We start from the raw sequence: 13,157 nt of genomic DNA on the forward strand, positions 1-13,157 counted from the left end.
AATCATGAAAAAAACACCCGAAAACATTTCTAGAAAAGAGGCGTTAAAAAAAATAAAAAACTATGGTAAGTATGCTAGCTTAACCGCTTTAGGAACTTATTTGATATTAAACCCTCAAAAAGCACAGGCAGCTAGTTTAGTTCCTCCTGGCAATAAGTTTTAAAAACACATTTTTACTTCAAAAAACCCTCGAAATTTCGAGGGTTTTTTATTTCTATAAAACAATTAATTTTTTTTTAACATAAAAAAACTCTAAATTAATAGTATTACTATTAAATTTGCGTATATAATTTTTACTTATGAAAAATTTCTTATCAAACATAAAAATTGAAATACCTGTTGGAATATATATTAAAGACCCCGAAACATCCGACTTAGGCAAACGAATTATAGAAAACAGTATTAAATTAATAGAAGATATAGGTTTTGAAAATTTCAACTTTAAAAAATTAGGGAAATTAATAGGCTCTAATGAAAGCTCTATTTACAGATATTTTGAAAGTAAACACAAACTTCTGATGTATTTAACCTCTTGGTATTGGGGATGGATACAATATCAATTAGTTATAGAAACTTATAGTATTCATAATTCAGAAGAAAAATTAATAAAAGCAATTCAAATATTAACAAAAACAACCGAGCAAGACAGTAATTTCTCGCATATTAATGAGGTTTTATTAAACTTAATTGTAATTAATGAAAACTCTAAATCATATTCAACAAAAGAAGTCGATACCGAAAATAAAGAAGGTTTTTTTAAATTATATAAAGAAGTTGTAAAACGTTTAGCTGATATAATAACTAATTATAACAATAGCTATCAGCATCCGCTTACACTAGCTAGTACAATTATTGAAGGTGCATTGCATCAACAATTTATTAAGCAACATTTTAAATCGCTAACAAATTGCGACAATGCTATTTCTCCAACTTCATTTTTTATTGATTTAACTCTTAACACACTTTCAAATGACAGGAAATAATAAACTAACGCCTTGGCAACGGTTTTTAGGACTTTTAAAATTAGAAAAAAAAGATATTTTACAAATATCTTATTACGCCATCTTTGAAGGAATTGTAGCTTTATCACTCCCTTTAGGAATACAAGCAATTATAAATTTATTACAAGGAGCTGAAATTTCAGCATCGTGGGTAGTACTTGTAATACTTGTTACAGGTGGTGTAGCTTTTAGTGGAGTATTAAAACTAATGCAAATTAGAATTATAGAAACCATACAACAACGTATTTTTACAAGAGCTTCTTTAGAACTTAGTTATCGTTTTCCTAAAATAAAAATGAGCGAATTAAGAAATTACTATCCTCCTGAATTAGCCAATCGTTTTTTTGATACACTTACCATTCAAAAAGGAATTTCAAAAGTTTTAATTGATGTTCCTTCGGCTTTTTTACAAATTATTTTTGCTTTATTATTATTATCATTTTATCATCCTTTTTTTATTTTATTCGGATTTTTACTACTATTATTAATTTACATTGTATTTAAATACACTGCTAAAATTGGATTAGAAACCAGTTTAAATGAATCTAAAAATAAATATAAAGTAGCACATTGGTTACAAGAAATAGCCAGAACAATTATCAGTTTTAAATTATCAGGGAAAACAAAATTAGCTTTAGATAAAAGCGATAACTTAGTTTCTGATTATTTAAAATCAAGAGAAAGTCATTTTAAAATATTAATCATTCAATATATTCAAATGATTAGTTTTAAAGTTATTGTTACAGCTGGTTTGTTATTAATGGGAGGTTTTTTAGTTTTAAATCAGAAAATGAATATCGGACAATTTGTTGCCGCAGAAATAATTATTTTATTAGTAATAAGTTCTATTGAAAAATTAATTCTAGGTTTAGAATCATTTTACGATGTACTAACTTCTATTGAAAAACTAGGACAAGTTACAGATAAACCTATCGAAAATCAAAAAGGAAGTAAAGTTAATAACTCAAAACCTTTTACTGTTGAGATTCAAAATATCTCATATTTTCTTTATCGAAAAGATAATCCTATTTTAAAAGATATTTCATTTGTTATAGCTCCAAAAGATAGGATATTAATTCAAGGAGAAAGTAGCTCTGCTAAATCAACTTTAGTTCAATTAATTTCAGGATTAATTGAGCCATCATCAGGAAATATTTTTGTAAATGATTTATCAATAAAAAGTTTACTTATAAATGATTACAGAGCTAATTTAGGGTTATCATTATCCGAAGAAACACCTTTTAAAGGTAGTATAAGACAAAATATAACTTTTGGAAATAAGCAAATTACAGATGATGAAATTTATAAAATATTTGATATTGTTGGTTTAACTAACTTTTTAAAATATCAATCTAATGGTTTAGATACTTACTTAAAACCAGAAGGTAAAAATATTGGTTATACAGTTGCTAAAAAAATAATTTTAGCAAGAGCTATTATCAAAAAACCAAAACTTTTAATTTTAGAAGATCCTTTAGACCAATTAGAAAAGAAAGATGCTAGTAAAATTATTGATTTTATTACAAATCCTTCACAAAAATGGAGCTTAATTATTGTTAGTAGTAATGATAAATGGGAAGAAAAATGTAATAAAAAAATTACACTTAATAAAGGAGCTATCATTAACCAATAAATTATAAGAGATAATGTTAAATATATCTAATAATAGTATTTCTAATCAAATTAATTTGGCTGATTTTAAATCAGGAAAAAAAATATTAAAAAAAGAACATCATAAATTATTTAGAAAATTTTTGTTATTCTTTTTATTCGGAATAATTGTTACTTTATTTTTACCATGGACACAAAATGTTTCTAGTACAGGTAATGTAACTACTTTAAAACCGAATCAACGTCCGCAAACATTACAATCTCAAATTCCTGGAAGAATTGAAGAATGGTTTGTACAAGAAGGCGATTTTGTACAAAAAGGTGATACAATTTTACGTATTTCAGAAATAAAAAGTAATTATTTTGATGATAAACTTGCCGAAAGAACAGGTAATCAGTTAAACTCTAAAAGTCTTTCTAGTAAATCATATACTAATAAAATAAGTGCGTTAAAAAGGCAAATTTCAGCGATAAAAAATGAACAAAAATTAAAATCAGAACAAGCAAAAAACAAACTAAAACAAGCTTACTTAAAAGTTAAAAGTGATAGTATTGACTTAGAAACTGTTATTTTAAAGCAAAATATCGCTAAAATTCAATATGATAGAACTTTTACGCTACAAAAAGAGGGTTTAAAAGCAACTAAAGATGTTGAAGAAAAAAGAGCTAAGCTACAAGAATTTTCAGCCAAAGTTATTTCTCAAAAAAATAAATTATTAACCTCTAAAAATAATATTATCAATGCAAAGTTAGCTATTTCAGGTATTACAGCTAGTTATACTGATAAATTATCAAAAGCACAAAGTAGTTTGTACAGTGCTGAATCTGGCGCTTACGAAACAGAAGTACAAGTTTCTAAACTACAAACCAGCCTAGCTAATTACAATAAAAGAAGCTCTTTATTATATATTACAGCTCCGCTTGATGGTTACATAAATAAGGCAATAAAATCAGGAATTGGAGAAACTTTTAAACAAGGTGAACAGTTAATAAATATTATGCCATCGGTCTACGATTTAGCAGTAGAAATGTACATAAAACCTATCGATTTACCATTGATACATATTAATGAAAAAGTACGTGTTCAGTTTGATGGTTGGCCTGCAATTGTTTTTAGTGGCTGGCCAAATATGTCATCAGGAACTTATGAAGCTAAAATTATTGCTATCGAAAATTTTATTAGTAGTAATGGTAAATACAGAGCATTAATTGTTCCTAATAATGATAAACAACCATGGCCAAAAGCTATTAGAGTCGGCTCAGGAGCAAAAACAATTGCACTTATAGAAAACGTACCTATTTGGTATGAATTATGGCGACAAATTAATAGTTTTCCGCCTAATTTTTATCAACCAAACACAAAAAAAATCGATTCTAAGAAAAAGAAATAATGAAAAATATATCCTTTTTATATCTATTTATAAGTTTTGTTTCCTTTTCTCAAAATATGCCTAACAACATACTTTCTTTAGAAGAAAGTTTAGGGTATATAAAAAAATATCATCCTATTATAAAGCAGGCAAAACTTATTGTTAATACAAATCAAGCAAAATTATTAAAAGCTAGAGGTAGTTTTGACCCTAAAATAGAAGTTGATTACAGTAATAAAAACTTTAAAAATACGGAGTATTACAAAACACTAGTTTCGTCTTTTAAAATTCCTACTTGGTATGGCATTGAGCTAAAAGGAAGCTATGAAAATAATTCAGGAAAATATTTAAACAATCAATATAAAACTCCTAAAAATGGGTTGTACAATGTAGGAGTATCTGTTCCGTTAGCTAGAAATTTATTTATCAATAAAAGAATGGCTACGTTAAAAAAAGCCAAAATATATACGAAACAAAGCGGATTAGAACAGCAATTATTAGTTAATACTGTTTTGTTTGATGCTATTTCAGCATACTTAAATTGGACACAATATTATCAACAATACAGTGTGTTTAAAAATTATTATGCCAATGTAATTATAAGACACAACAATGTTATTAAAAGTTTTAAAGCAGGTGATAAAGCTAGAATAGACACCTTAGAAACTCATATTAATCTAGGAAATAGAAAATTAGATTTAGAAAAAGCACGTATTAAACAGTTAAAATCAAAATTAGCTTTTTCGAACTACTTGTGGATTAATAATAATATTCCGATGGAATTAAAAAACAACATGATTCCTGATACTACAACATTTTCTAAGATTGATAATCTGTTAAAAACAGCCAAAATTAATTTTGATGAAAATGATTTAGAACAACATCCGAAGTTAAAATTATTAGGCTTAAAAAAGAATAATTTACAGATAAATAAACGATTAAAAATAAATAACCTACTTCCTAAAGTAGATTTTCAATATAATTTATTATCATCAAAAGTAAATAATTTTGATGATTTTGATTCTTTTAACGCTTCAAATTACAAAAACTCATTGCAAATTAGTGTACCGTTATTTTTAAGAAAATCTAGAGGAGAATTAAAAATTGCAAAAATAAAATTACAAGATTTAGATTTTGAAATTGCATCAACAAAAATAATTTTGCAAAATAAAATTAAAGCTACCAAACAAGAAATTGTATCGTATCAAAAACAACAAAATATCTTAAAAAACTTAGTTAATAATTATAAAACTATTGTTAAAAGTGAAGAACGAAAATTTTCATTAGGTGAAAGCTCGTTATTTTTAATTAATTACAGAGAAGTTAAATTAATTGAGACTAATTTAAAAGTCATTAAAAATGAATATGAATACGCTAAAACGAAAAGTAAATTAATCAAATTACTAGGTAAATTAAATAACTTATAAAGTTAAGCAAATCAGTTTTTGTTATTTTTTTAAACAAAACACATTTTTAAGTTTCCAATATCGGAAACTTAATATATCTTTGTATTTATTATGGATAAAAAAACAATATTAGAAAATTTTGCAAAGGCATATCAAGCAGAAAGATTCCCCCCTATTTCTGGTAAAATAATCGGTTTATTTATGATAACAGCCAAGCGTTATTTATCTTTTGAAGAAATTCAAAAAGAATTAGATATTAGTAAAAGTGCTTTAAGTAAAAACCTAAAACTTCTTATTGATTTAAATAGAATCACTTACGTTAAGGATGCTAGAAAACGCTTATTTTGTATCGATATTATAGGAACAAAAAAACATATTTACGATATTGTTAAAAATTTTGAATTTCAAAATAATTTACTTGAAGAAGCTAAGAAAATTCGTACTAAAAATAATGATGACGATGATGGTATTGCTAATTTTATAGACAATTCCATTGCTTTTAGTAAAAATATAATTAAGGAACTAAACGAATCAATTCCAAAATATTTTAAATAATGACAAAGCTAAAACTTTTTATCTGCTTTCTTTTAATCAGTATGAGTAGTATTGCTCAAAAATCAATTTCGATTGCTTTTTTAACCGATGAACATAAAGAAAACACTCATTTTAATGCTTTAAAAAAGAAAATAAAAGCAGTGCTTGGTAGTGATTTTGAAATTACTTTTAAAACACCATTAGTAAATGATTTTAATTTAGAAAAAGCACGGTTACATTATCAAAATTTAAGTAAAAACTCCACTCAATTAATTATTGCTACGGGTACTACAAATACCATTTTTTTTCATGAAGAAAAAAACATTAAAATACCTACTATTATTTTAGGCGGAGTAAATAAAGATTTAATTAATATTCCAACTACACAAACAACTTCTAAAAAAAACAATGTTAATTTCATCGTTTTACCAAACTCTTATTCTGGTGATTTAAATGACTTTTCTAGCATTTATAATTTCAAAAAAATTGGTATAATTATTTCTGATAATAAAATTAAAAATCTTCCTATAAAAAAAACCTTAGATAGTTATTTTAAAGACAAAACAGCTTCTTATAAATTAATTCCTTTGGTTGATAATAAAATTGATATATCGAAATTAAACGATATAGATGCCATTTATTTTAATGATGGATACACGTTTTCTGACCAAGAAACGACACAAATTGCCAAGGAAATAAACATCAAAAAATTACCTTCTTTTTCTTCAAATGGTATTAAAGATGTTAAATTAGGAATATTAGCTTCTAATAAACCGACTAATGTTTTCAATCAACTTTTTACAAAAACAGCACTACATACTGAAGCTATTTTAAACGGAACTAATCCTTCTCAATTACCAATATTTGTTGATTACAACAATCAACTTACTATCAACTATACTACTGCTAAAAAAATTAACTTACAACTTCGTTATAGTATTTTAGGTAGGGCTAATTTAATAGGTTCTTTTATCGAAAAACCTTCTAAAAATGCTTATTCACTAAAAAAATTGATGAATAAAGTTATTCAAAACAATTTAGAATTACAAGCCGAACATAAAAAAATAGCACTTACAGAACAAGATATTAAAACGAGTAAAAGCAACTATTTACCTGATTTAACAGCCAATGTTCAAGGAATTTATATCGACCCAAAAATAGCACAATATGCTACTGGACAGAATCCTGAAATTGAAGCAAAAGCCGATGTAACATTAAAACAATTACTCTACGCTCCTGATGCAAGTACAGGTATTAAAATTAATAAAAAATTAAATAAAGCTCAAAAAGAAAATTATAATGCTGAAGAAATGGATGCGTTATTAAATATCGCTTCGGCTTATTTTAATGCTTTAATTTTAAAAACGAATACCAATATTCAAAATAAAAATTTACAATTAACAAAACAAAATTTAGAAATCGCTAAACAAAATTTTGAAATTGGTACTTCAGGTAAAGCTGATGTTTTACGATTTAAAAGTCAATTAGCTCAAAATACTCAAAATGTTATTGATGCTAGTAATCAATTAAAACAAATGTATTTAACAATTAATCAATTATTAAATACAACTATTTCTGATGATATTGAATTAACAGATGCCGATATATCTAAAGGTATTTTTAAAGATTATAATTATGAATCTTTAAAAAACATGATGGATTCTCCTGAATTACTACCTAAATTGGTTGATTTTTTTGTAAAAACAGCATATAAAAATGCACCCGAATTAAAAAGCTTACTACTAAATCGTGAAGCAATAGATTTGAATTATAAATTAAACAAAAATGGTCGATATTTACCAACAATTGCCTTACAAGGTCAATACAACGTTGGTCTTATAAAAAATGGTAAAGGAAGTAAAATTCCTTTAGGATATCCAAACTTACCTAATAACACGTATAATGTTGCTTTAAATGTATCAATACCAATTTTCGGAAAAAACTCAAGAAATATTCAGCAACAAACAGCTTTTATACAAAGAGAACAAATCGATATTCAAAAATTAAGCTTAAAACAGAATCTTACAAGAAAAGTTCAGGAAATTTCTTTAGATTTAATGGGAAGTATCGCTAATATCGAAACTTCTAAAATATCAGAAAAAACAGCAAAAGAAAGTTTAGATTTAACACAAAATGCCTATCAAAATGGCTCAATAACAATTATTCAATTAATTGATTCTCAAAATAATTACCTGCAATCTAAACTAGGAAGTGCTACTGCAAAATATCAATTTTTATTAACTTCTATACAATTAGAAAGAATTATTGGTCATTTCTTCTTAACACACACACAACAAGAAAACGATTTATTCTTTAAAAATGCTAACCAATTTATTATCAATAAAAAATAAGCTATCATGAAAAATATATTTCTCGTACTATTGATATTTTCAACGTTATTTTCTTGTAAAAAAGAACAAAAAAAGCAGATTGAAATTATTAGACCAATTAAATACATTACAATAGGTAAATCAAATACTGAATTAACCCGTACATTTAGTGGCTTGGTAAAAGCTAGTAATGAAATTGAATTAAGTTTTCGTAGTTCAGGTGTTATTACTAAACTAAATGTAAAAGTTGGTAAAAAAGTAAAAAAAGGCGATTTAATAGCTAAGCTAGATAATATCCAAGCTAATTTAGCTTATGAACAAACTTTAAGCGCCTTAAATTCGGCAAAATCTACGCTTAAAACATCTAAATCTCAATTAGAAAGAACTCGTTCTTTATACGAAAAAGGAAGTAATTCATTAAGTGATTATGAACAGGCTAAAAATGTGTATCAAACTAATTTAGACCAGTTAGAAACCGCAAAAAGGAATATCGGTATTAAAAAATCTCAAATAGCTTACGGATATATTTATGCCCCAAAAAATGGAATTATAGCCTCTAAAAATGTAAGTATTAATGAAACCGCAAATTCAGGGCAAGTAATTGCGGTGTTAAATGCTGGCGAAGGGCTTAATGTTGAAATAGGATTACCCGAAAGTATTATTAATAAAGTAGCTTTAAATATGGAAACAGTACTTTCTTTTTCAGCCTTAGAAGGAAGTTCTTTTAAAGGTAATATTACTGAAATAGCTCCTGTAATTGATGTAAATTCGGCAACCTATCCTATAAAAATAGCATTACATGGCGATACTCAAAAATTAAAACAAGGTATGACGGCAAGCGTTACTTTTAATTTTAATAAAGAAGAAGTTAAAACAAATAAACAGATTATCGTTCCTGTAAAAACAGTTGGAGAAGATGGTAAAGGTAATTTTGTTTTTATTGTAAATACAGCTGATAAAAAAATAGGAACTGTAAAAAAACAACATATTACTTTAGGTAAAATAACAAATAATGGTTTTACCGTTTTAGATGGGCTTAAAAAAGGTCAATTATTAGTTACTGCTGGTACAAATTCTCTTTTAGACGGACAAAAAGTAAAATTATAAGCTATGAATATAACAAAATTTTCAATCAATAAAAGCCGTGTTGTACTAAGTATATTAGTAGTATGTTTATTGATGGGGTTAAAATTCTATAGTGATTTATCTCGTGATAGTATGCCACCTTTTACCATAAGAGTCGCATCAATAATATCTTCTTTCCCTGGAGCTAGCCCAGAAAGAGTAGAACAATTAGTTACTGATAAAATAGAAAAAATAGTTCAAGAATTACCTGAATTAAAAAAAGTTACTAGTACCTCTAGGTCTGGGCTTTCTGTAATTAATGTAGAACTTAAAATGGATGTTTCTCCTGAAGAATTACAATCTGTATGGGATCGTTTACGAAGAAAACTAACAAATTTACAAGGCTTACCACAAAACGTACGCCCTTTATTAAAAGATGAAGGAATTGGTGAAGTTTTTGGAATAGCCTTAGGAATAGCAAATGATGGTTTTAGTTATAAAGAATTAAAAACATATGCTGATGCTTTAAGAAATGATTTAATTAAACTTGATGACGCTGCTAAAGTTGAAATAAATGGAAATCAAGAAGAACGTGTTTTTGTTAATTTTGATAACAATAAATTAAAAGCCTACGGATTAACATCAAGTACTTTACAAGGAATTATTGCAACTACCAATATTTTAAATACAGGTGGTGAAATTAATATTGAAGAAGAAAGAATAATTTTAGAACCAACAGGTAATTTCAATACACTTTCTGACATCGAAAATCTTTTAATTCCTATTGGTAAAAGTGGTCAAGTTATTTCATTAAAAGATATTACAACAATTAAACAAGATTATATTTATCCGCCAAAACAAATTGTTAAGGTAAATGGAAATGAAGCTATAACCTTACATATTTCATTAAAAAAAGGTAGAAATATTATTAAATTAGGACAAGAAATTGATGTATTAATTCAACAATATAATGCTAAACTTCCTGTAGGCTTAAACACTTCAAGAATTACCTCTATTGATACATATATCGATAGTAAAATCGATAATTTCATGACAAATTTATTACAAGCCATTGGTATTGTTTTAGCTGTTATGTTGATTTTCTTAGGATTACGAACAGGATTAGTTATTTCTAGTTTAATTCCTATAGTTACTATTAGCACGTTATTTATAATGGGATTAATGGGTATTGGATTAAATCAAATTTCTTTAGCAGCACTAATTATGGCTTTAGGAATGATGGTTGATAACGGAATTGTTGTTGCAGAATCTATTATTGTAAAAATGGAAAGTGGCAAACCTGCCAAACAAGCTGCTATTGAATCGGGCTCAGAATTATTTATGCCTTTACTTATTTCTACCCTAACAACATCAGCCGCTTTTATGTCTTTCTATATGGCAGAATCTGTTATGGGTGATATTATGGGACCTATATTTGTGGTTATTACAATTGCTTTAATTAGCTCTTGGATTATTTCACTTTCTATTATTACTTTATTTGCTGTTTATTTCTTAAAAGTTGAAAAGAAAAAAACACAAAAACCGAGTTTTTTAGATAAAATTATCTATGCAATGAAATCTAAATATAAAGATTTAATTTTGATAGCATTACAATGGAAAAAAACAGTATTATTTTCTGTTTTAGGCTTATTAATACTTTCTTTTTTTGGCTTCGGATTGTTGGATGTTCTTTTCTTTCCTGATAGTGATAGAAATATGATTACTGTTGATATTAACCTTCCACAAGGAACAAAAATCGAAGAAACATCAAAAACTGTTTTTGAAATTGAAAAATATATAAAAACCGATTTATTGATACATAAAAATCAATTAGAAGGCGTTGAAGATTGGACTTCTTTTATCGGTAAAGGACCTTCTTCTTATGACTTAGGTTATACTGTCGATGAGCCAAATTCTAATTATGCTCATATGCTAATTAATACCACACATTTTTTAGCAAATGCAAGTCTTATTAATAAATTAGATACCTACTGTTTTAATAACTTTCCGAATGCACAAATAAAAGTAGGGCTTTTAGGTGCTGGAGGTGGCGGAACTCCTATTGAAATAAAAGTATCAGGAGATAACCCTGATAAATTAGCTTCTATTTCTTCTCAAATAAAAGCAAAACTATTCTCTATTAGCGGAACTAAAAATATACGTGATGACTGGGGACCGAAAGGTAAAAAATTTATCATTAAAATAGCTCCTTTTAAAGCTCAAAAAGCAGGAATATCTAATCAAGATATTGCTATTTCTTTACAAACAGTTTTAGATGGTTTTAATGCTGGTGAATTTAGAGAAGGAAACAATGCTATTCCTATTGTAATGCAAAGTGCTAATAGTAAAAATCAAGATTTAGCATCTTTAGAAACCTTAAATATTTATGGTCAAAACTCAGGAAAAAGTGTACCATTAATTCAGGTTGCTGAAATTATTCCACAATGGCAATACACCAAAATAAAACGATTAGATTTAACTCGTTCAATTAATGTAAAAAGTGAATTAACAGCCAATGGTAATGCTAATAAAATTACTGCTGAATTAAAACCGTGGCTCGCACTTCAAAAGAAAAAATGGGGAAATGATTATACTTATAAATTAGGAGGAGATGCTGAAAATTCGGCTGAAAACATGGGTGCTGTAATTAAGTATTTACCGTTATCTGCTTTTATTATTATCATGTTATTAATCATTCAATTTAATTCTTTACGAAAAATGACGATGATTGTTTTAACCATTCCTTTAGGAGTGATTGGAATGGTTTTAGGCTTATTAATCTTTAATGTTCCTTTCGGATTTATGGCTTTTTTAGGGGTAATTTCTTTAGCAGGAATTGTTATTAATAATGCCATTGTTTTAGTCGATAGAATTGAAATTGAAGAAAATGAAATAAAAAGAATACCTCAAGATGCTATTATTGCCGCTTGTTTACAACGTTTCCGACCGATTATTTTAGCAACATTTACAACTGTTTTAGGTTTAGTGCCTTTATACCTTGGTGGAGGTGCTATGTGGGAGCCTATGGCTGTAACCATAATGGTTGGTTTATTATTTGGAACAGTAATTACGTTATTATTTATTCCTGCATTTTATAGTGTTTTATATAAAGTAAATTATAAAGGATACCAATTTAAAAAAGAATTATTAGATTAAATGTTAAACGAATTATACAAGTTCCGATTTCAAATATTTTTATTTTCACAATTAACACTGTTATTTGGTGCACTTGTTTTTCCTATTGAAATTTATGATACTAAAATATCGCCTGTACTCCATCTTTTTAATTTAAGTACAGGCTTATTTTTACTTCATAAAAAGAAAAAAACATTTTGGTTAGTACTGCTTTTAATCTTATTAGCCACCTTGTCTTTCAGTTTAGATATATTTGACAAAGCAGGAAAACACTTTGTTGATATTTTAAGAATTAGCTCTTATTTTATCTTTCATATCGTTGTAACCAGAGAATTAATTATTCAAGTTTGGAATACTAAAAATATCGATCAAAAAACAATTTTAGGTCTAATTAGTGGTTTTATATCGCTTGGTTTTATCGGTTTTTTTATCTGTTTACTTATTGAAATTTTTTATCCAGGTTCTTTTAGCTTCCCCGAAAATGGTATTTCAACAATTCAAAACTTAATGTATTTTAGCTATATAACACTGCTAACCATTGGCTATGGCGAAATTTTACCCGAAACTGTTTTGGCTCAAAAAGCCGTGGTTTTTATCGGTTTAATTGGGCAAATATACTTAGTAGTTTTAATGGGAATTGTTATTGGTAAATATATCAACCAAGAAAAAACACCCTAAAACACTTTACTAAATAGCCTCCTAAAA

The 13,157-nt window shown here is 26.8% G+C and carries 10 protein-coding genes; all 10 read left to right on the forward strand.

Translation table 11 applies throughout. The features are described from left to right. Nucleotides 1-4 precede the first annotated feature (4 nt). The gene (locus tag ABNT14_RS08285) at nt 5-163 is read left to right on the forward strand and encodes a hypothetical protein (protein ID WP_180947626.1); all 159 of its coding nucleotides are present in this window, start codon (nt 5-7) and stop codon (nt 161-163) included. Between the two features lie 136 nt (nt 164-299). After that, entirely contained in the window at nt 300-983 is a 684-nt protein-coding gene (locus ABNT14_RS08290) for a TetR/AcrR family transcriptional regulator (protein WP_101902409.1), read from the forward strand. Continuing rightward, nucleotides 970-2,634 carry a peptidase domain-containing ABC transporter gene (locus ABNT14_RS08295; RefSeq protein WP_101902410.1) on the forward strand — a complete coding sequence of 555 codons (1,665 nt, stop codon included), beginning with the start codon at nt 970-972 and terminating at the stop codon, nt 2,632-2,634. Before ABNT14_RS08290 ends, ABNT14_RS08295 begins: the two co-directional genes overlap by 14 nt. Before the next feature lie 13 nt (nt 2,635-2,647). Beyond that, entirely contained in the window at nt 2,648-4,003 is a 1,356-nt protein-coding gene (locus tag ABNT14_RS08300) for an HlyD family secretion protein (protein WP_101902411.1), read from the forward strand. A gap of 56 nt (nt 4,004-4,059) precedes the next feature. Beyond that, nucleotides 4,060-5,409 carry a TolC family protein gene (locus ABNT14_RS08305; protein WP_234984982.1) on the forward strand — a complete coding sequence of 450 codons (1,350 nt, stop codon included), beginning with the start codon at nt 4,060-4,062 and terminating at the stop codon, nt 5,407-5,409. A 90-nt stretch (nt 5,410-5,499) separates the two neighbouring features. Then, nucleotides 5,500-5,943 carry a helix-turn-helix domain-containing protein gene (locus ABNT14_RS08310; RefSeq protein WP_101902413.1) on the forward strand — a complete coding sequence of 148 codons (444 nt, stop codon included), beginning with the start codon at nt 5,500-5,502 and terminating at the stop codon, nt 5,941-5,943. Beyond that, nucleotides 5,943-8,273, forward strand: a complete 2,331-nt coding sequence (locus ABNT14_RS08315; protein WP_101902414.1) for a TolC family protein — start codon at nt 5,943-5,945, stop codon at nt 8,271-8,273. The genes ABNT14_RS08310 and ABNT14_RS08315 overlap by 1 nt, the downstream gene beginning before the upstream one ends. A 6-nt stretch (nt 8,274-8,279) precedes the next feature. After that, nucleotides 8,280-9,359 carry an efflux RND transporter periplasmic adaptor subunit gene (locus ABNT14_RS08320; RefSeq protein ID WP_101902415.1) on the forward strand — a complete coding sequence of 360 codons (1,080 nt, stop codon included), beginning with the start codon at nt 8,280-8,282 and terminating at the stop codon, nt 9,357-9,359. 3 nt (nt 9,360-9,362) lie between these two features. Beyond that, nucleotides 9,363-12,473: an efflux RND transporter permease subunit gene (locus ABNT14_RS08325; RefSeq protein ID WP_101902416.1), complete on the forward strand. Its 3,111-nt coding sequence runs from the start codon at nt 9,363-9,365 to the stop codon at nt 12,471-12,473. Next, nucleotides 12,474-13,130: an ion channel gene (locus tag ABNT14_RS08330; RefSeq protein ID WP_101902417.1), complete on the forward strand. Its 657-nt coding sequence runs from the start codon at nt 12,474-12,476 to the stop codon at nt 13,128-13,130. The last annotated feature ends 27 nt before the right edge of the window (nt 13,131-13,157 follow it).

The sequence above is a fragment of the Tenacibaculum dicentrarchi genome (assembly GCF_964036635.1).
GTDB lineage: Bacteria > Bacteroidota > Bacteroidia > Flavobacteriales > Flavobacteriaceae > Polaribacter > Polaribacter dicentrarchi.